This window comes from Actinomyces dentalis DSM 19115, from assembly GCF_000429225.1.
In the GTDB taxonomy this organism is placed as follows: Bacteria; Actinomycetota; Actinomycetes; order Actinomycetales; family Actinomycetaceae; genus Actinomyces; species Actinomyces dentalis.
Genome location: NZ_AUBL01000035.1, coordinates 1 through 19,889 on the forward strand (window position 1 = coordinate 1; position 19,889 = coordinate 19,889).

At 73.1% G+C, this 19,889-nt stretch carries 16 protein-coding genes and 3 pseudogenes; 5 read left to right on the plus strand and 14 right to left on the minus strand.

The genetic code is table 11. From position 1 onward, the window contains the following. Positions 1–309, plus strand: a 309-nt coding sequence (locus G446_RS21005; RefSeq protein WP_026409877.1) for a transposase family protein, incomplete at its 5' end; no start/stop codon positions are given. Between the two features lie 657 nt (positions 310–966). On the opposite strand, the pseudogene G446_RS21010 reads toward G446_RS21005, so the two are convergent. The 3 genes and pseudogenes from G446_RS21010 to G446_RS0108850 all read right to left on the minus strand — a co-directional run. Further along, positions 967–1,890, minus strand: a pseudogene (locus G446_RS21010) (hypothetical protein); the annotation flags it as partial. A gap of 76 nt (positions 1,891–1,966) precedes the next feature. Beyond that, complete coding sequence (hisN, locus tag G446_RS0108845; RefSeq protein WP_026409880.1) at positions 1,967–2,794, minus strand: histidinol-phosphatase; 828 nt, start codon at positions 2,792–2,794, stop codon at positions 1,967–1,969. 35 nt (positions 2,795–2,829) lie between these two features. Then, positions 2,830–4,683, minus strand: coding sequence for an N-6 DNA methylase (locus G446_RS0108850; protein WP_211228279.1), 1,854 nt, complete (start codon positions 4,681–4,683; stop codon positions 2,830–2,832). A 94-nt stretch (positions 4,684–4,777) separates the two neighbouring features. On the opposite strand from G446_RS0108850, the gene G446_RS0108855 reads away from it, so the two are divergent. Continuing rightward, positions 4,778–5,110, plus strand: coding sequence for a hypothetical protein (locus tag G446_RS0108855; RefSeq protein ID WP_026409882.1), 333 nt, complete (start codon positions 4,778–4,780; stop codon positions 5,108–5,110). A gap of 87 nt (positions 5,111–5,197) precedes the next feature. On the opposite strand, the gene G446_RS0108860 is transcribed toward G446_RS0108855, so the two are convergent. The 8 genes and pseudogenes from G446_RS0108860 to G446_RS17000 form a co-directional block, all read right to left on the minus strand. After that, positions 5,198–5,626, minus strand: coding sequence for a hypothetical protein (locus tag G446_RS0108860; protein WP_156916596.1), 429 nt, complete (start codon positions 5,624–5,626; stop codon positions 5,198–5,200). A gap of 67 nt (positions 5,627–5,693) precedes the next feature. Further along, positions 5,694–6,743: a zinc-binding dehydrogenase gene (locus G446_RS0108865; RefSeq protein ID WP_026409884.1), complete on the minus strand. Its 1,050-nt coding sequence runs from the start codon at positions 6,741–6,743 to the stop codon at positions 5,694–5,696. 85 nt (positions 6,744–6,828) lie between these two features. Beyond that, a complete protein-coding gene (locus G446_RS16990) occupies positions 6,829–7,662 on the minus strand; it encodes a HesA/MoeB/ThiF family protein (protein WP_425393881.1) in 834 nt (277 codons plus the stop codon). Beyond that, positions 7,655–9,868 carry an ATP-binding cassette domain-containing protein gene (locus G446_RS0108875; RefSeq protein ID WP_084779116.1) on the minus strand — a complete coding sequence of 738 codons (2,214 nt, stop codon included), beginning with the start codon at positions 9,866–9,868 and terminating at the stop codon, positions 7,655–7,657. The genes G446_RS16990 and G446_RS0108875 overlap by 8 nt, the downstream gene beginning before the upstream one ends. Before the next feature lie 66 nt (positions 9,869–9,934). Further along, on the minus strand, positions 9,935–10,885 hold the full coding sequence (modA, locus tag G446_RS0108880) for a molybdate ABC transporter substrate-binding protein (RefSeq protein ID WP_026409886.1): 951 nt from the start codon (positions 10,883–10,885) through the stop codon (positions 9,935–9,937). 234 nt (positions 10,886–11,119) lie between these two features. Beyond that, positions 11,120–12,070: a hypothetical protein gene (locus G446_RS19975; protein WP_156916597.1), complete on the minus strand. Its 951-nt coding sequence runs from the start codon at positions 12,068–12,070 to the stop codon at positions 11,120–11,122. 144 nt (positions 12,071–12,214) lie between these two features. Next, the gene (locus tag G446_RS16995) at positions 12,215–12,550 is read right to left on the minus strand and encodes a hypothetical protein (protein WP_084779123.1); all 336 of its coding nucleotides are present in this window, start codon (positions 12,548–12,550) and stop codon (positions 12,215–12,217) included. Positions 12,551–13,226: 676 nt separating this feature from the next. Then, positions 13,227–13,661, minus strand: a pseudogene (locus G446_RS17000) (respiratory nitrate reductase subunit gamma); the annotation flags it as partial. Between G446_RS17000 and G446_RS17005 the strand changes: the two are divergent. Then, a pseudogene (locus tag G446_RS17005) lies at positions 13,645–13,974 on the plus strand (molybdenum cofactor biosynthesis protein MoaE); the annotation flags it as partial. The pseudogenes G446_RS17000 and G446_RS17005 sit on opposite strands and share 17 nt — an antisense overlap. Positions 13,975–14,132: 158 nt before the next feature. Here the strand turns inward: G446_RS17005 and G446_RS0108910 are convergent. From G446_RS0108910 to G446_RS0108920, 3 genes are all read right to left on the minus strand, one after another. Further along, complete coding sequence (locus G446_RS0108910; protein ID WP_026409888.1) at positions 14,133–14,417, minus strand: MoaD/ThiS family protein; 285 nt, start codon at positions 14,415–14,417, stop codon at positions 14,133–14,135. A 698-nt stretch (positions 14,418–15,115) separates the two neighbouring features. Continuing rightward, positions 15,116–16,339: a GTP 3',8-cyclase MoaA gene (gene moaA / locus G446_RS0108915; protein ID WP_026409889.1), complete on the minus strand. Its 1,224-nt coding sequence runs from the start codon at positions 16,337–16,339 to the stop codon at positions 15,116–15,118. Between the two features lie 18 nt (positions 16,340–16,357). Beyond that, positions 16,358–16,654, minus strand: a complete 297-nt coding sequence (locus G446_RS0108920; protein ID WP_026409890.1) for a DUF2249 domain-containing protein — start codon at positions 16,652–16,654, stop codon at positions 16,358–16,360. Between the two features lie 79 nt (positions 16,655–16,733). On the opposite strand from G446_RS0108920, the gene G446_RS17010 reads away from it, so the two are divergent. Then, on the plus strand, positions 16,734–18,128 hold the full coding sequence (locus G446_RS17010) for a hypothetical protein (protein ID WP_245574654.1): 1,395 nt from the start codon (positions 16,734–16,736) through the stop codon (positions 18,126–18,128). Beyond that, on the plus strand, positions 18,125–19,822 hold the full coding sequence (locus tag G446_RS17020) for a multicopper oxidase domain-containing protein (RefSeq protein WP_084779119.1): 1,698 nt from the start codon (positions 18,125–18,127) through the stop codon (positions 19,820–19,822). Before G446_RS17010 ends, G446_RS17020 begins: the two co-directional genes overlap by 4 nt. Positions 19,823–19,889 lie beyond the last annotated feature (67 nt).

Here is a 19,889-nt window from a genome sequence, read left to right on the forward strand (position 1 = left end):
CTGACCGCGGCCAGGCTGCACGTGCTGCCGGCCCTGTACCGGTCGGCCTGGTTGGGGATGCCGGTGCTGGCCGACAAGGGGTACCAGGGGGCGGGGATCGGCGTGCTGACCCCCACGAAGAACCCCTGCCCGACACCGGACGAGGAGACCCGCAACAACCTGCTGTCCGCCATGCGGGCCCCGGCCGAGAGGGCCAATGCCATGTTCAAGCACTTCAGGGCCCTGCAACGAGTCTCCCTCGACCCCGCCACCATCACCACGATCATGGCCGCCGCCCTCGTCATCATCACCCTCTGGCGCGATTCCTGACACGAACCCTGGTGAGAAAGGCTCATTATAAGGATGCGACAGGGAGGCCAGGTCGGCCGCGGACTCTTCGTCGAGTTTTTCGGACGAGGAGTCCTGCGCGGTCAGGCGCCCCAGGATGCGGCGCATGAGAGTTGTGCTGGTATCTCCTTCTCCATCCTCGTTCTCCTTGTCATCGTCCTCCGCCAATTGCGACTGCGCCAGCATCTGCGCCATGAGCAGAGCGTAGTCATTGATATGTGCTGGTCTCTCTGTGAGGCCCGCGAGGCGACGTCCCCAGATTCCCTCGAAGGCGGTGATGAACAGGTGCGGGTTATTGATGTCGCATGCGACCTGGAGTGATCGTCGGTAGATCTGCGCAAAACGGTTGCGATACTCGTACTGAGATCGTGGGCTGGATTGCTCGCAGCGAAGAGACTCCAGGGCGCCGATGGACTCTACGACGTCTGAAGTCGCCTCCTTCTCCCTTTTGAGATCGATGAGGATCTCGGCGCGCTCGATCAGCGAATATGAGAGCTGCGTCTTCAGCATATTGGTTGATTGGAAGAAGTCGATGTTGAGATTGCGCTGATGCAGGGCCTCTTCGAGATCACCATTTTTTCTATGGATCTGCGACAGTGTTGTGCGTGCGTAGATGACACCGAACTGGTAGTCCATGCTCTTAGCGATTTCGACCGCTTCCGTAGCGGCGCCGGCGGCCTCTTCTAATTCGCCGCGCATGATGTGCCAGGCTGCTTTAAGATCAAGTGCATCTGATCTTTCACGAGTCAGCGGCGCCTCCCGTAAGACTCCGAAGAGTCGATCCAGGATCTTGTGGAGAAGCTCCTCATCCTCTCGCATCCGGAACTGATCCGCTAACCGGATGTAGAGGCCCGCGAGGCCGACGATGTTGCCGTCGAACTGCTCCTCCGCGGCGTTCGCCGCCTCCATGGCGCGCTCGAACTCACGTATTCTCGTGAACGCTTCGGCACGAATCATCTCGATGTTGGCGACGTAGGTCTTGTCTCCGAGGCGCTTGGCCTCTGCAAGGATCTCGTTCGTCGAACTCAGAATGTCTAGGGATGCAACGTTTCCTTGCTGAAGGTGGAACAGGGGGACCATGGCCCGAATTCGACCGAAAGGCATATTATATCGGTCGGAAACCCGAACCGCCTCTCTGTAGTGGCTCTCGGCCACGTCCAGTTTCTCTTCGGTGCGAGATACGTCCCCGAGCCCGATCAGTGCGTCGACTAGACGCGCGGGATGGGCGTCCTCCTGCTGGGCGCGCTCGAACAACTCGGCGAATCTCGCTCGTGCGTCGACGAGTTGACCGGCCATAATCGCGGCCTCTCCTTCTTCCACCAGTTCCACCTCTCGGGTCCAGGTGTCGAAGGAGGTCTTGAACCAGCGAGGATCTTGATTGTCGGCCGGATGGCGCAGTATGTGATGGCGTGCACGCAGAACGACAGGAGCCCTGGAGGAGAATGCGGGCTCTTCTGGGGGGACTGGGTGGTTGACATCGAATGATACCCAGGCCTTCCACAACTGACAGGATAATTCATACGATTTTGGTTTCACACGATCAACTATAGTCGCCCGTGACACGCCCGGGCAAGAGGATGTCCGCGGGAGATGGCCCGAGCGCGCGTTCCGGGCGATTCGGACTGCCCGCCGCCCGCCCTCAGTCGGTCTCGGCGGCCAGGCGCTCCAGGACGACGTCGTGCAGGAGCCCGTTCGTGGCCACGGCGTCCCCGCCCCAGGGGCCGGCCTCCCCGGCCAGGGAGGTGAAGCGCCCGCCCGCCTGCGTGACGATCGGCACGAGCGCCGCCATGTCGTAGAGCTCCAGCTCGGGCTCGGCGGCCAGGTCGACGGCGCCCTCGGCCACGAGCATGTAGGACCAGAAGTCCCCGTAGGCGCGGGTGCGCCAGCAGTCCCGCATGAGCGAGAGCATCGCCCCCAGCCGCCTGCGCCGCGCCCAGCCCGACAGCGAGGCGTAGGACAGCGAGGCGTCCTCCAGGCCGCTCACGCCGGACACGCGCAGGCGGCGCGATGCGCTCAGGGAGCGCCCCGTCCAGGCGCCGCCGCCCGCGACCGCCCACCAGCGCCGTTCCAGCGCTGGGGCGGAGACGAGGCCGACGACGACCTCGCCGTCCTCGACCAGGCCGATGAGCGTGGCCCACACGGGCACGCCCCGCACGAAGTTCTTCGTGCCGTCGATCGGGTCGATGACCCACTGGCGGGGGGAGCGGCCGGTCTGCCCGAACTCCTCGCCCAGGACGCAGTCGCGCGCTCGCGCCCGCGAGAGGCTCTCGCGGATCATGCGCTCGGCCTGCCGGTCGGCGTCGGTGACGGGGGTGAGGTCCGGCTTGGTCTGGACCTCGAAGTCCTGGCGCTCGAAGTGCGCCCGGGTGACCGGATCGACCTGGTCGGCGATCGCGTGCGCCAGGTCCAGGTCCTCGCGCCAGCGGCGCTCCGTCGTCGGGGAGGCGGGGGTGGCCGGAGTGCTCATGCCCCGAGGGTAGCGGCGCACCCGCGCCGATGGCGCTACGAGTCCCCTCCGGACTTCGGCCGGCCGGCCCGCGCCCGACGCCGGGAGACCAGGTGCTCCCGGGCGCCGCGGATCTGCTCGGCGCCGTCGGCGCCGATGAGGGCCTCCAGGCCGAGGATCCGGTCCACCTCGTTCCGGACGCGCTCCCGCTGCCCGGCGGTCAGGAGCCGGCGCGCCGCGGGGAGGAAGTCTCTCAGGGCGCGGGCGCGGCGGGCGACGAGGTCGGCGGAGGGCACGGGCAGGCGCGCCGCCTCGCGCGGCTCGAGCTTGAGCAGGCCCCCGCCGTAGGACCGGCCGACGAGCTCGGCGCCCAGGGCGGTGACGGAGTTCGCGGCGGCCAGGGCCAGGACGGGGGCGCCCAGGCGGCGGGCGCCGTCGGCCAGTCGCAGGCCGTGGACGGAGTTGAGGTGGCGCACGCACGCGAGATTGGCGCACAGGCAGACGGACTCGTCGTTCATGTAGGTCACCAGGACGTCCGCCTTCGCGGGCAGCGGCACCCGCCACCAGGGGGTGCGCACCCGGCACTTGTAGGCCCGGTCGACGCCGTCGGCCTCGCCCGCGCGGATGTAGGCGCGCGCCGCCGCCGAGGGCCTGCCGGGCGGGGAGAAGAGCAGGGTCGCGCGGCCCTGGCCGCCCAGGCGCCTCACCGCGGCGTCGTCGAGCACGAGGGAGCGCAGGTGGGCCGAGCCCGGCGGGCTGAGCGGCAGCAGGTCGCCGGGCCCCAGCCCGAGCTCGCGGGCGCGGGCCGGGTGGAGGGCGAAGAATCCGTTGGCGCCCGTCACCCCGCCCAGCGACAGGCGCCCCCAGGAGCCGAGGACGGCGAAGGCGCCGTCGTCGGCCCCCGTCACCGACTCGTAGGCGCGGCAGGCGCGCAGGGCGCCGGTCCACTTGTCCCCGGGGGAGGCGGGCCTCCATCGGTCGAAGCGCGCCGGGGCGGCCGGACCGGCGGCGCCGCGGAACTCATCGAGGTCGCGGAGCCCGGCGGCGCCGATAAGCCCGCCGGGGCCACTGAGTTCGTCGAGGCCGCGGAGCTGGGCGATCTCGACGTGGTCGGCGCCGGGGCCGGTCGCGTGACCGTCGGCCAGCAGGAGGACGACCTCCTCCTGGACGTCGGGGAAGACGCGCTCGTCGAACAGGATCAGCCGCACCCGCTCGAAGCGGCGCAGCAGGAACTCGCGCACCGGTGCGGCGTAGTTGACGCTCAGCAGCTCCGCGGGCAGGACGAGCCCCATCCGCCCGCCGACGGCGAGGAAGGAGGCGGCGTGCACGACGAAGGCCGCCCACGAGGAGGCCAGGGCGGTCAGCCCGACCCCCTGGGCCAGCGCGGCCCGGCGCGCCCCGGCGCGGGCGGCGCCCCGGAAGTCCTGGTAGCGGATGTAGGGCGGGTTGCCGATGACGGCCCGGACCGGGCGGGCGGCGCGATAGTCGAAGAAGTCGGCCACGGCCAGGCGGGCGCTCAGGCCCGCTTCGCCGAGACGACGGCGGGCCCTGTCCACGGAGGCGGCGTGCAGGTCCACGCCGGTGAGCTGACCGGCGGTCGGGGCGGCGCCGAGCTCGCGCAGCCGGGCGGCGGCGGCCCGCAGGAAGACGGCCTCGCCGCAGGAGGGCTCAAGGACCGAGTCGTCGGGGTCGCGCAGCGCCCAGCCGGCGATGAAGGCGGCCAGCGGTTCGGGCGTGAAGAAGGCTCCCCGCTCCTTGCGAAGGTCGCGGGAGTCGACGTACTGCACGGCGTGCCCTTCCCTGAGGTGGTTGCCGGCGCGGGTGGAGTGCCCCGTCGTCTGCTGATGGTCAGCGGCGGTGGTCGGCGGCGGCCCCCGGCGGTCGGCGCCGACGGCGGAGTCGGGCCGCACGCCCGCGCCGCGGCGATCATGCCATGGCGCGGGCCCCATCCGTGGCTGCGAAACGGCCCACGGGGCGGGGATAGGGGCGGGTATGATCCACGGCATGAAACCCCTGTACTGGTTCCTTGCCGCCATCATCCTGTTCGCCGCCGGAGTGGGCCTTTTCTTCGTCCGCCACCTGGGCGATCCGCCGAGCTACACCTGCGTCGAGGAGGGGAACCCGACCTCGGGCTTCGCCATCGAGGTCGACGGCAAGCAGTGCCCGCTCAGCGTCGAGGACTTCCAGGCCTACTGGGACTACGATCACTCGGCGGTGCCCGTCCACCGGGTCGGCTTCGGCCTGTGCGTGGTGAGCATCGGCTTGACGGTGACCGGCACCGTCTCCGCCGTCCGCCGCCGTCGTCGGCGCCGGGCCGCGCCCGCCGCGGCCGCCTGATCCGCAGGATTCCGCGGTCGCCTCAGCGGGCCGCCGCGCCCGGGCGCTGACCGACGGCGGCGGCCGCCCCGGCCCCGGACCGCCGGGTCACCCCGACCCGTAGTTCTTGATGCTCCAGCCGGTGCCTGTCCTCACCAGGACCCACTCCCAGGTGTAGCCGGAGTCGGGGTTGAGCGAGGGGTCCGCCCACGGCCCCGTGGTGAACTTCGAGTCCAGCACCAGGACGTTGTCCGCGCCGTACTCCTCCTCGTACTCGGGATTCCTCCGCTCCGCGTCGAACCACAGGTCGGTCAGCGCGCAGTCCCGGAATCCGCTCGCGAAGCGCTCCTCGACCGCGTCCATCGCGGCCTCGACGTCCTGCTCGCTGCGGTCGCCGAGGTTCACCACACGTCTGTCGACGTGGCTCGTATCCCCGTGCATGCGGGGCAGGACGAGGAACAGGCAGGCGGCCATCAGAGCCGTCGTGCATACCGCGACCGCGGCGACGATCGCCGTCGTCCTCCTGGTTCTCCTCAAAACGACTCCTTTCCCGGCGGCGCCGCCCGCCCGTCCCCCGTGGCCCCCGGCGTCCGGCCGCGCGGCCTCAGACCTCCAGCAGCACCTTGATCTCGCGGCGCTCGTCCATGGCCCTGTAGGCCTCGGCGGCCTCCTCCAGCGGCAGGCGCCGGGTGAAGACGCGCCCGGGATGGATCTGACCGGACTGGATGCGCCGGATCAGGTCCGGCAGGAAGCGGCGCACGGGCGCCGGCCCGCCGAGCAGGTGCACCTCGGAGAAGAACAGGGTCTGCCCGTCGATCTTCTGGTCGTGGGAGACGCCGACGAAGCCGACGTGGCCGCCGGGGCGGCACGAGGCGATGGCCTGGTCCATGGACAGCTGGGTGCCCACGGCCTCGCACACCCCGTGGGCACCCAGCCCATTGGTCAGCTCCTTGACCTTGGCCGCACCGGCCTCGCCGCGCTCGGCGATGACGACGTCGGCCCCGAACTCGCGGGCCAGCGCCGCGCGGTCCTCATGGCGGGAGAAGGCGATGACCCTCTCGGACCCCAGCGCCTTGGCGGCCAGGACGGCGCACAGGCCCACCGCGCCGTCGCCGACGACGGCGATCGTCTTGCCGGGGCCGGCCTCGGCGGCCACGGCCGCGAACCAGCCGGTGCCCAGCACGTCGGAGGCGGCGAGGTAGTCGGCCAGGCGGTCGGGGTCCTCCGGCTTGCCGCCGGGGACGACGACGAGCGTGCCGTCGGCCAGCTCGACGCGGGCGTACTGGGCCTGCATGCCCGTGTACGAGCCCGCGTTGGCGCAGCGCGAGGGGTAACCCGCCCGGCAGATCTCGCAGGTGTTGTCCGAGACCATGAAGGAGCCGATGACGAAGTCGCCGACCTTCAGGGTCTTCACGTCGTCGCCGGCCTCGACGACGGTGCCCACGTACTCGTGGCCCATGCGCCGGTTCTCCACGGGCTGCAGGCCGCGGTAGGGCCACAGGTCGGAGCCGCAGACGCAGGCGGCCTCGATCTTGAGGACGACGTCGGTCGGGTGCACGACGCGGGGCACTTCGACGTCCTCGACGACGACGTCGCCGGGGGCGCGCATGACGACGGCGCGCATGGTGGCGGGCAGGGCGGGTGTGGTACTCATGGAGTCCTCCGTTACTGGCGCCCGGTGGTGCTCGGACGCCGACGCCCCCACCCTACGATTCGCCCGGCCGGCGTCCCAGGTACTCCTAGGACCACCCGGGCGGCGTGTCGTTCCCGGCCGGGACCGGGCGCGCCCCGCAGGTCGGGCAGGCGGGGTTCTTGCGCACCGGCAGCTCGGTGACGGCGCCGCCCCAGGCGTCCAGGACCAGGATCCGCCCGATGAGCGGGCGCGCCCCGCCGATCACGAGCTTGAGGGCCTCGGCGGCCTGCATGGAGCCGATGATCCCCGGCAGGACCCCGAGCACGCCGGCCTCGGCGCCGGAGGGCACCCGGCCGGGCGACGGCGGGTCGGGGTGCAGGCAGCGGTAGCAGGGGCCGCGGGCGGCGTCGAAGACGGCGACCTGCCCGTGCGTGCGCAGGACCGCACCGTGCACCATCGGGACGCCCAGCAGGGCGCAGGCGTCCCCCAGGAGGTAGCGGGCGGGGAAGTTGTCCGTCCCGTCGACCACCACGTCCCAGCCGCGCAGCACCTGCGGGGCGTTGGCGCCGGTCAGGCGCAGCGGGAGGGCGAGGACCTCGACATCGGGGTTGAGCGCGGTGAGGGTCTCGCGGGCCGAGTCGGTCTTGGCGCGCCCGACGTCGGCGGTGCGGTGGAGGATCTGCCGCTGGAGGTTCGAGATCTCGACCGAATCCGGGTCGATGATCCCCAGCCGCCCCACGCCGGCGGCCGCCAGGTGGAGGGCGGCCGACGAGCCGAGCCCCCCGGCGCCGACGACGAGGACGCGGGCCGCCCGGATCCGCTCCTGACCGGCCGCGCCGACCTGCCGGACGAGGATGTTGCGGTGGTAGCGCCGTTGTTCGGCGGGGGTCAGTGGCCGACGGCGCTCGTCGGGGATCACGCCGGCGGCCGGCTCACTCACGGCCGCCCTCCCGGTTCGCGGCGGGACGGGCCAGGATCCGCACCTGGACGGCCTTGATGACGCAGCGCAGCTCCTGGCCCTCACGCACCCCCAGCTCCGCCAGGGCCGCCGTCGTGATCGCCGAGGTGAGGACCTGGCCCCCGCCGACGTCGAGGGCGACCGTGACGAGGGCGCCGGCGCGCTCCACGCCGGTGACGCGGCCGGTGAGCGCGTTGCGCGGGCTGCCCGACGGCGAGTCCCGGTCCACGGGGTAGAGGGCGACGGCGTCGGGCGGCACGAGGGCCGCCCCCGGGCCGCTCAGGGCGGCGGATGGGGCGGATGAGGCCTCGGCCGGACCGGGCGGCGGGGCGGGCGCGGCGGACGGGGCCGCGAGCGCCGCGTCGTCGTCCGCCTCCTGGGGCCGACCGGTGATGAGCCCGCCGGAGGCCAGTCGCAGTCGCGGGGCCCCGCGGTCGCCCTCCAGTGCGCCCAGGAGCACGGCGGTGCCGGTCAGGCGCGCGGCGAAGTCGGAGACGGGGGCGGCCAGCACGCGGGCGGCGGGCCCGGACTCGACGACGCGCCCGTCCTGGAGCACGGCGACGTCGTCGGCCAGGGCGGCCACGTCCAGGACGTCGTGCGTGACCAGCAGGACGGTCAGCCCCTCCTCGGCGGCGCGCCGCCCGACGACGGAGCGCATCTGGGCGCGGGCCGTCACGTCCAGGGCGGCCATGGGCTCGTCGAGGACGAGGGCGCGCGGGCGCGCGGCCAGGGCGCGGGCCAGGGCCACCCGGGCGGCCTGACCCCCCGACAGCTCGCCGCCGGGGCGCGGGGCCAGGTGCGAGGCGCCCACGGCCGCGAGCTCGGCGCGGGCGCGCCTGCGAGCCCGCGCGCGGGAGGCGCCCCGGCAGCGCGGCCCGAAGGCGACATTGTCCAGGACGCTCATGTGCGGGAAGATCCCCGGGGCCTGGGACAGCAGGGCGACGTCGCGCCGCCCGGCCGGCACGAAGGCGCCGGGGCCGTCCAGGACGCGCTCGCCCAGGCTCACCCGGCCGGCTTCGGCGTCGAGCAGTCCGGCGGCCACGGCGCAGGCGGTGGACTTGCCCGAGCCGTTGGGGCCGACGAGCGCCAGGGTGCGGCCGGCCTCGACGGTCAGATCGACGACGACGTCGCGGGCGGTGGAGGCGAAGGCGATGCGCAGGGGGGCGGGCTCGTCGGGCCGCGGCGGGCCGGGCGTCCCGGTCCCGCCGGTCGCGTCGGGCGCTGCGGGGGCCGAGGCGGCCGAGGGGGCGGCCCCGATCGACTCGTCGTCGGGCGCGTCCGGGCGCCGTCGGGCCCTCAGGGCCGTGAGGGCGTCGCCCCACTGGATGCTCGTGGCGCCCACGATGAGGAAGGACAGGGCGATGAGGACGACCGCCAGCGCCAGGGAGGTGGCCGTGTCGCTCTCCCGCTCCAGGTAGATCGCCAGGGGCATGGTGCGGGTGACGCCCTCCTTGGAGCCGGCGAAGGCGATGGTCGCCCCGAACTCGCCCAGGCTGCGGCCCAGCGCCAGCGCCGTCCCGCGCGCGAGCGCCGGGCCGACGAGCGGCAGGGTGATGCGGGTCAGGACGCGCCACTCGCGGGCGCCCAGGGTGCGGGCGATGGTCTCCAGGCGGGTGTCGCGGCTGCGCAGCGCCGCCTCCAGGGTCACCACGAGGTAGGGCATGGACACGAAGACCTGGGCGATGACGACGGCGAGGGTGGAGAAGGAGACCCTGATGCCCGCGGCCTCCAGGGAGGGGCCGAGCACGCCCCGGCGGCCCAGGGTCGACAGCAGGGCGATGCCGGCGACGACGGGCGGCATGGTCATGGGCAGGACGGCCATGACCCGGCCCACCCGCACGCCCGGCCAGTCTCGGGCGAGCAGCAGGGCCAGGGGCACACCCAGGCCCACCGAGATCGCCGTGGCGATCAGGCAGGTGCGCAGGGACAGGTCCAGGGCGGCGCGCGCGGAGGTGGAGGCGAGCAGCGTCGGCAGCTCGTTCCAGGCCACGCGCGTGCCCAGTCCGACGAAGGGCAGGACGATGGCGCAGGCGCCCAGGACGGCGAGGAGGAGCACGGGCGGGGGCAGTGGGTTGCGGGCCGCGCGCGAGCGGCGTCGGGCGGGGCGGCGGGCGCTCGGCGGGGCGGCGGGACTCCCGGCGGGCTGCGGGGCGGACGGTCCGGCGGGCGGGGGGTCTTGGCGGGTCATTGTGGAGGGCCTGTCGCGAGACGTGGGCCGGCGTCCGCGGACGCCGGCCCACGGGAGCCGGATCGGTCAGTTGTTCTGGGTGGCCGGCTCGGTGCCCGTCTCAGCGGCCGTCTGCGCCGGGGCCGGAGTCCCGGTCTCCGCCGGCGTCCCAGTCGCGGCCGGAGTGGCCGCCGGGGTCGCCGTCGTCCCCGAGGCGGCGCCCGGCGCGCCGAAGCCGTAGGTGTCCTGGAGGACCTTCTGACCCTCGGGGGACAGGATGTAGTCGATGAATGCCTGGGCGGCCTGAGAGTTGGCGGCCGACTTGGTCAGCGCGATCGGGTAGTGGTTGATCACGGAGTTGGCCGGAAGGGCGATGGTCTCGACCTTGTCGCCGGCCTGGGCGGCGTCGGTGGTGTAGACGATGCCCGCCTGGGCCTCGCCGGACTCGACCTTGCCGCGCACGTCGGTGACCTTCTGCTCCTCGGAGACGGGGTTGAGGGTCACGCCGAGTTCGGCGGCGAGCTTCTGGGTGGCCTCGCCGCAGGGGACCTCGGGGGCGCAGATGACCAGGTCGGCCTTGTCCAGGGAGCCGTCGTTGATGCCGGTGACGCCCGCCGGGTTGCCGGCCGGCACGATGAGGGTCAGGACATTGGTGGCGAACTCGGTCTGCTCGCCGACCAGGCCCTTGCTCGCGGCGTCGGTCATGGTCGAGTTGTTGGCGGTGGCCAGGATGTCGGCGGACGCGCCCCCGTCCAGGGAGGCGACGAGCTCCTGGGATCCCTGGAAGTCGAAGGCGATGCGGACGCCCGGGTGGGCGTTCTGGAAGGACTCGGCCAGTGTCTTGAAGGCGTCCTTGAGGGAGGCGGCCGCGAAGACGGTGACCTCGCCGGTGATGTCCGCGCCGGCGGAGGCGCCCTGGGCGCCGGCCGCCGGGGCCGCGGAGCTCGCCGAGTCGGAGGCGGTGCCCCCGCACGCGACGAGCGAGACGGCGGAGACGAGTGAGAGTGCAGTGATGGCCAGGCGGCGCGAGAGGCGCATGGGGGTCCTTTCGGTTCAGTGCGATTGCGAGGCCGGGTCCGCGGGCTCCCGCCCCGGTGCCGGGCCCCCCGGGCTCCGTCCTCCCGTCGTGCCGGTGCGCACGGGGCCGGACGGCGCCGCGGCCATCGTAACCGGCGAGTCCGGGAAAAATCGGGTTCTGGGGCGTCATCGCGCCCGGTTCCGCCGGCCTCGGGCCGCTCGGCGGCGAGCCGTGATCTGCCGGCCGTGTGAGTCTCATGCCATCCTGTTGCAGAGATCTATGACGCTGAAGCCCAATGGATAGAAATCCCATGGGTCGAATATTGCTCCGAACGAGTGCTCCAGAACCTCCCTGTCGCATGCCACTACCGGTCTGGTGAGCGAAGGGACGCTCGCGACCACGACCGGATCCGGCCAGTCCCCCTCGGCGAGCTCATTCGTGCAGAACAGCAGTGGAATATCGACGCCGAAGCAGCCGAGCAGATCCTCTCCCCGCTGCAGGCGCATCCATGACTCCCCGACATCGGGCTCCCAGGATATTGTGAAGTTCCGAGTCGTGGACGCCGTCTGCGCAATTCCTGAGGCGATGGCGGGGGACCATGATCGCCTGCCCGCGGACGCTCTCCGGACGAACTCCGTCACATCCGTCACGGCGGCCGCGCTCAGCAGCTCATCGGTGATCCACTCGCCGACCATCCGCGTATCCGGGTCGCAGCACGAGTCGATCACCTCGACGACGTGCCGCAGGGCGTCGTGGTGGCCGAGACGGTGCAGAAGGCGCGCCAGGTTCCACAGGTCCCAGTAGTCGACGCGCAGGATCATTCCCAGAACCTCGGGCACCACCAGTTCGACGGCCTCGTCGAAGGGGATCCTCGCCAAAAGCTCGCCGGCCCTCTCGCCGTACTCCTCGCTGCTGACCAGCGGCACGAGTTCGGGCACGAGTTCGACGATGTCGGCGCCCCGCAGCGTCCCGGTGACAAGCATCGCCTCGGCGACACCACGGCCCTCGCGAAGGCGGGTGCGGACGAAGTCCCGCAGGGCCCTCCGGCTGATACCGGCCGCACGCCGCTGCGCCTCGCGCAGCGACTCGACCAGGCGCGCAACGTCGTCGTCGGTTCCCCGGGCCGGCTCCGGGTCCGGTCCCTCACGCATTGTTCGTTCCTCCTCGGCCGAGAAGTCGACGACGCCCCCGGGCGTCGACTTCATCGTTCCGGGCGCGTCCGGGCCCCTTCGGCTCGCACGGCGGTACTCCTCCGATGGCGCCGAGCGTACCAGGAGCCCGATACCCCGGGACGCGGCGCCCGGGGCCGGGATCAGGGACGGTCGTCATCCCGCCGCCGGCGCGGGTCGTCATCCCGGCCGGCGCGGGTCCTCGGCGTTCTCCAGGCGCTGCTCGAACATCTCGCGCCATTGCGCGGAATCGACTCCGGGCACGACCGACCCGAGGCCGCCGGCGCCCAGGGTCTCGATGAGGTGCAGCAACGACCACGCCAGGCCGTAGCAGGTGCCCCCGTCTCGCGGGAACAGCGCGGCCAGCACCCGCGCCTCCTCCACGGTGACGGGAGGATCGACGGCGGCGAGGAGATGCTCGACGTCGAACAGCTTCCGGTCGATCCCGGGATAGTCGTCGTCATCCGCGGGCAGGGGTCCCAGGCGCTCGAGTTCCTCGATCTCCGGCCGGATCATGGTCATCCCCCTCGTGCAGACGCTCAGATCATATGAAACGGGCCCCTCTCATCGAAGATGACGGGCTCGCGGGTCGGGATCGTCATGATGGCGCGGACGGGCGGGTCCGGGGTGGTGCGCATGGGACTCCTGGGGCGGTCCGGGGCGGGGGCTTGTCCAAATCTGTTGCAAAGGGGCTCCGGGCCGGGATCGGCCGCGAGAAGAAGCGCGGAATATCAACGATTCTCTTTCGGTGTTTCGGCGCGATCCGGGCCTTTGCAACAGATTTGGACAACCCGCGCCGCCGCGGGCTCGGACGGCGACCACGACGAGCGCTCCGACCGGCTGGCCGGGCCCGCCCCGCCCCGGGCGCCGAAACGTGCACTTCGCACTCGAAAGTGCAGTTCCAACCGTCGTTCTCGAGTGCAAAATGCACCACTCGAGAGCGAAATGCACATCTCGACGAGCAGAGGACCGGCGACCGCGTCCCGGGCACCCGTGGCGCCGGCCCCGCCCCGGAGCATCTCCGGTGATCCGACGAGAAGGGGCGCAGCGATCCTTATCTCATCGGAAGCAGTGGCCCGGAGGTCGGGATCCGTGCGAGCCCGCCTCGCACAATGCGATCCCAGGTGACATCACCAAAACAACTCCCCCCGGGGCGGGTGAGGGCCGCGTCTTCCCGGGAGGGCCGGGGCCCTCACGCCCCCTGGGAGGGCGTGAGGTCGTCGGCCCCCTGGTTGCCGGTGCCCTGCGTGCGCACCGGGTCCCAGCCGCGGCGCGGCGCGACGGTGGAGGTCGCCCCGCCGCGGGAGCGGTAGACGATGTAGGGGCGCGTCACATACCCCACGGGCGCGGAGACGGCGTGCACCAGGCGCGTGAAGGGCCAGATGGCGAACAGCAGCAGGCCCGCCACGATGTGCAGCTTGAAGGCCAGGGGCACGTCCGCCATGAGCTCGGCGCGCGGGCGGAGCATGAAGATCGAGCGGAACCAGGGGCTGATCGTCTCGCGGTAGTCGTAGCCGCCGTGCAGGCCCCCCATGAGCTGGGTGGAGATCGTCGCCCAGGCGCCCAGGCAGATGGGCAGGAGAAGGAGGACGTACATGATCTTGTCGTTCCTCACCTTCGACGGGCGGGTGCGCGATCACGACGCCGGACGCGGGGTGGAGGGCATCTCCTACTCCGCCCATCCCAGTGCGGGCGAGGTCGTGGCGCGGATCGCCGCCGAGGTCGCCGCGCGCCCGGGGCTGCGGGCGCTGGCCGTCGTCCACCGCTACGGCGAGCTCGGCGTCGGGCAGACCGCCCTGGCCGTGGCCGTGAGCGCCGACCACCGCGGTCCCGCCTTCGAGGCGGTGCGCGACATCGTCGAGGAGATCAAGCGGCGCCTGCCGGTGTGGAAGCGCCAGTTCTTCGACGACGGCAGCGCCGAGTGGTCGAATATCGCCTGAGCCGGCGGGCCTATGGCGGTGGGGCGACAGCGGTCGGAGGCGATGGGGCGTAGCGGCCTATGGCGGCGGACCGACAGCGGCCTGTACCGGCGGGCGCGACGGCGGTCAACGGCGGTGATGTGGTGGCGGGCGTGCCGTGGCGCGACGGTGTCGGTGCGTCAGCCGCCGGCGAAGGGCGGCAGGACGTCGACCCGGTCGCCGTCGGCCAGGAGCGCCAGCGAGTCCGCGGGGGCGGACACGGCGTTGACCAGGAAGCTGGAGACGCCGATGACCCGCGCCATCTCCAGGGCCCGGCCGGCCAGCAGCTCGCGCAGGCCCGCCAGCGTCGCGCCGTCCGGCAGTTCCAGGCGCTCCTCGGTGCGGCCGGCGGCCTCGGCGGCGGCGGCGAAGTAGTGCAGCTCGACGGCGATGACCGCCGCATCGGGGGGTGCGCTCGTGCTCATGCCCCCATGCTCTCACCGAGACCGGCGGAAAAGTCACGCGAGACCGGCGGAAACCACGCATCCCGTGGATGACCCGGCGCGGTCGGCTGGCCCCCGTCCCGCTGCTCCTTCGCGAGCGCGCAGGTTTCCAGTCGAACGCGCACCTCCCAGCCGCGCGTTCGACTGGAAACCTGCGCGCTCGCGAGAATCGGCCAGGAGGGCCGAGTCCCGGGCGCCCCATGCGTCTCATCAAACTCGTGCGCGGCCCCTGCGGGCCCGTCCGAAGCGGGAATATGGCGCCCCGGGGGGATCGCTCCGCCCCGCAGGGTCTCCCGCCGCCCTCATCCGGGCTCGCCGCCGCAGGGGCGCCCGCACGGTGGTGCGCATGGGACTCCTGAGACGATCCGGGGCGGGCAGTTGTCCAAATCTGTTGCAAAGGCGCCCCGGACCGGGATCGGCCCCGAGAAGAAGCGCGGAATACCAACGATCCTCCTCCGGCACCGCGACTCGATCCGGGCCTTTGCAACAGATTTGGACAACCCGCGCCGCCGAGGGCCGGACGGCGGCCGCAGCGGACGCCCCGATCGGCCGGACGGACCCTGTGAGAGCGTGCGCCGGGGGCGCGCCCCCGGCGCACGCGCCCGACCTTCACCGGCGGGAAGAGCCAGATGTGTCGTTTCCGCCGATTCCGGCGAAGAGGCGGGACGGGCGCCGGCCGTTCAGCCGCCGATGGCGGACATGGTGCGGCCGGGGCGCACGAAGCCGCCGGACGCCGGGCCCGGCGCGTTCGCGCCGTGGGCGAGCGGCTTGTGCCAGGTCGCCCCGGCCCATACGCGGATGAGCTCGTCGTCGCTCGCGCCCGCGCGCATGGGGCCGCGCAGGTCCGTCTCCCGCGCCGAGAACAGGCAGGTCATGAGACGTCCGTCCGCGGTGATGCGCGTGCGGTCGCAGTCGGCGCAGAAGGGCGCCGTCACCGAGGCGATAATGCCGAGGCTGCCGGCGGGGTACTCCCCGACGCCGTCCGCCGCCCCGGCGGCCACGTGCCACAGGCTCGCCGGGCGCCGGTCCGACCGCCCCACCTCCCGCAGGACGAAGCCCGCCTCGCCCAGCTCCGCGAGGATCCGGGCCGCGCCGACCACGTCTTCGGCCCGCCAGGACTCGCGCGGCCCCAGCGGCATGTGCTCGATGAAGCGCAGCTGCCAGCCGCGGCGCAGGCACTCGGCCAGCAGGCGCGGGGCGCGCCGCCCCATTGAGCCGGGCATCGCCACGGCGTTGATCTTGATGGGCCCCAGGCCCGCCTCCTGCGCGCCGACGACCCCGCGCAGGACGCCGTCGAGGCGGTCGCGCCGCGTGATCGCCGCGTACTCGCCCGCGTCCAGGGTGTCGATCGAGACGTTGACCCGATCCAGTCCGGCCGTGCGCAGTCCGGCCGCGCGCCTGTCCAGGCCCAGCCCGTTCGTCGTCAGCCCGATGTCCGGTTTGGCGCCCGTCCGCCGGGTGCGCAGCGAGGCCACCGCCGCCACGATCTCCTCCAGGTCCCGGCGCATGAGCGGTTCGCCGCCGGTCAGGCGGATCCGCTCCACGCCCAGGCGCTCGACGGCGATCCGGGCCAGGCGCGCGATCTCCCGCGCGTCCAGCAGCGACGCCGTTGGCAGCCACCCCGGGCCCGACTCCGGCATGCAGTAGGTGCAGCGCAGGTTGCAGCGGTCCGTCACCGACAGCCGCAGGTCCCGCACGCCGCGGCCGAAGCGGTCCGTCAACTCGGCCGGGACCGCGCCGTCCGCCGTGGTCGGCACCTCCTCGATGCCGTCGGCCGACCAGGACCATTCCGACCCGGGGCGTCCCGGGGCCGGGAGGGCCGGGCGACCCGTCGGACGCGGCGCCGGCGCCGCCAAAGGTACGACGGCGCCGGCGCCGATCGCGTCACCGGGCGAGGGGGTCATGGCCTGAGAATAAGCGGCTCAGCCCACACGCAGGATCTCGACGCGGGCGTAGCCCTCCTCGGCCTCGAGCAGCGTGTGCTTGAAGGTGAAGGGCAGCTGGTCGATCTGGTTGAGCAGCGGCGTGGGCACGTGCGGGGCGACGAGGTCGAAGCCCTCGCCCACGTTCAGGGAGGAGGCCGCTCCGAGGACCGCAGGGTGGCGCAGCCGGTGCGGGATCGCACGGGCGTCCAGCGTGAGGCGCTCATCGTCGTGCGCGCCGCAGCCGCAGGAGTGCTTCTTCTCCTGGATCGGGATGAGGTTGGGGTTCTCGCTCATGTACTGCTCCTCGGAATCGGGTAGTGGGTGATCGGGCGTACTTTGCCTCGCGCGGCGACATGTTATTACGGTTCTGGCTGTGAATAACAAGGCGGCGGCTCACGGCGCGGCGGCTCACAGTGCGGCGGGCCGCGGCGCGGGGAGCCGCGGCGCGGCGGGCCCGTCCCCGCGCGGGAGGCCCGCGTCCGGCGGCGCCCGGCCCCCATCCCGGCGCCCCTCCCGCCGCACCACCCAGGTACGGCGCAACGCCGTCGTCCTGGCCTGGATCGCGACGGCCGGGATCCTCGCCGTCCTCGTCATCGGCGGACCGCTCGCCTCCTGGGGCGCGTGGCTGCCGCTCCACGCCCTCCTGCTCGGCGGGATCGGCTCGGCCATCACCATCTGGTCCGCCCACTTCGCCGACACCCTCCTCCACCGCCCCGCCCTGGGCGGCGCCGTCCTCCTTGACGTCCGCCTGTACGCCCACGGCGTCGGCACCGCCCTCGTCCTGGTCGGGATCACCACCGCCCGCAGCCCGGTGGCGCTGACCGGCGTCGTCATAGTCGCGACGACCGCCCTGGCCGGCGTCCTGGCCATCGGCGTGCAGTACCGACGGGCCGTCGCCCCGCGCCTGGCCCCGCTGGCCATCCACTACATCGTCGCCCTGTCCCTCCTGGCGCTGGGAGCCGCCTTCGGCTACCTCACCTCCTGGACGGATGCGCACGGGCGCGCCGACCTGTCCGACGTCCTCTACATCGCCCACACCACGACCATGCTCCTGGGCTTCGTCGGCATCACCGTGCTGGGCACCCTCACCGTCCTGTGGCCCACCATGCTGCGCACCAAGATGGAGCCCGAAGCGCCCCGCCGTGCCATCCGGGGGCTGCCGCTGCTCGTGGCCGGCACCGCCCTGACCGCCGCCGGCGGGCTGTGGCGGCCGCTCGCCGCCGTCGGGGCCGCGACCTATCTGCTGGGCGCCTGCGGCGTCGTCATCCCGGCCCTCAAGATCGCCCGCCGCGTCCCGCCCACGTCCTTCGCCACCGCCGGCGCCGCCGCGGCGGTGGGATGGTTCCTGGGCTGCGTCGTCCTCGTCGGGGCGGGGATCCTCATGGCCGACGACGTCGCCGGGGCCCGCCGGGTCATCCACACCGTCCGGGTGGCGCTCGGAGCCGGCTTCGCCCTCCAGATCCTGGCCGCGGCCCTGTCCTATCTCACCCCCGTCATGCTCGGCGGGGGACCGGCGACGACCCGGGTCACCAACGCGATCATGGACCGGGCCGCCGACTACCGGGTCGTGGCCGCCAACTCCTGCCTGCTGCCCGCGGTCCTGCCGGTCCTGCCCTGGACCGTCCGGCTCACCTGCGCCCTGGCCGCCGGGGTCGTCGCGGGCTACGTCCCGATCGGGATGGGGCTGAGCTGGGCCGAGGTCAGACGCCGCGACCGCGCCAGGAGAAGCCGCGGCGAATCGAAGCAATCCGAAGGACGGCCCCGATGAGTGATGCCCCCGAGCCCGACGCCGCTGCCGACGCCGTCCCCGAGGCGGGTCCCGGCGGCGCCCCCGGCGGTTCCCGCCCCGAGCCGGACCCGGCGACCCGCGCGGCGATCACCGCCGGGCGGGCCCCCGCCATCGGCCGCGGCGCCAGGGCCGCGCGCTCGACCGACGCCGCGAGCGCCGGCGCGGCGTCGGGCTCCGGCGGCTCCTCCGCAGGCGCGGGCTCCGGCGGCTCCGGCTCCGTCTCCGCGGGCAACGCGGCCTCCCCGGGCGCACGGGGCGCGCGGGACGCGACGCGGGCCGGATTCCCCGCCGACAGGCGCGGGGTGCTGCTCGGCCTGGCCACCGCCGGCGTCGCCGTCGTCACCGGAGTCGCCCTGAACGGCCGGGGCGCCTCCTCGGGCTCGGGCGCCGACGCCGTCGGCGCCACCGGCAACACCGTCGAGGTCACCGTCACCGTCTCGGGTATGCGCTTCGTGCCCGACGCCGTCGACGTCGCCCCCGGCGACCGCCTCGTCATCACCCTCGACAACACCTCCGACCAGGTGCACGACCTCGTCCTGGCCAATGGCGCCGAGTCCGGCCGCGTCGCCGCCGGGCGGAGCGCCACCGTCGACGTCGGCGTCGTCACCGGCCCCGTGGAGGGCTGGTGCTCCATCGCCGGGCACCGCGCCCAGGGCATGGTCTTCCACGTCACCGCCGCCGGGACGGCCGGGGCCGCCGGGCACGGCGCCCACGGGGGCGGCGCCACCGGTTCGGGCGGCTCCGGCGGGTCAGGCGGTTCGGCGGGCTCCGGCGGTGGCGCCGTCCCCGACTACGCCGTCGTCCTGCCCGCCGACGTGAGGGGCTTCGATCCAGCGCTGGCGCCCGCCGGCGCCTCCGTCGCCGTCCACGAGCACACCTTCACCGTCACCGAGCAGGTGATGCACGTGGGGGCCGGCGTCACCCAGATGCGCATGACCTTCAACGCCGGGGTGCCGGGCCCGATCCTGCGCGGCCGGGTCGGCGACGTCTTCCGCATCACCCTGGTCAACAAGGGCAGCATGAGCCACTCCATCGACTTCCACGCCGGGGTCCTCCCGCCCGACGACGTCATGCGCTCCATCAACCCCGGCGAGTCGCTCGTCTACGAGTTCACGGCCCAGCGCGCCGGGATCTGGCTCTACCACTGCTCCACCGCGCCCATGAGCGTCCACCTGGCCTCGGGCATGCACGGGGCCGTCATCATCGACCCGCCGAACCTGACCGCGGTGGACCGCGAGTACGTCGTCGTGCAGTCGGAGATCTACCTCGGTCCCGAGGGCGGGGAGACCGACGCCGTCAAGGTCGCCGCGAAGACCCCGGACCTGTTCGCCTTCAACGGCATCGCCTTCCAGTACCGGGACCGGCCCTTCACGGCCCGGCCCGGGGAGCGGGTGCGGTTCTGGGTGCTGGACGCCGGGCCCTCGGAGCCCATGAGCTTCCACGCCGTCGGGCTGCAGTTCGACCAGGTCTTCTTCGAGGGGGCGTGGACGCTCGGCGGTCCCGATCGGATCGGGGCGGCCTGGTCCGGGGGGAGCCAGGCGCTGGGCCTTCATCCCGCGCAGGGCGGTTTCGTCGAGTGCGTTCCGCCCGCCGCCGGCACCTACACGGTGGTCTCCCACTCCTTCGCGGATATGGAGAAGGGCGCGATGGGCCACCTGGTGGTCGCAGACTGAGCCGGTGCCGAACGGGCCCGGGGCGCCCCGAGCGGGCCCGGGGGCCCGACGTCGTCGCGGATGACCC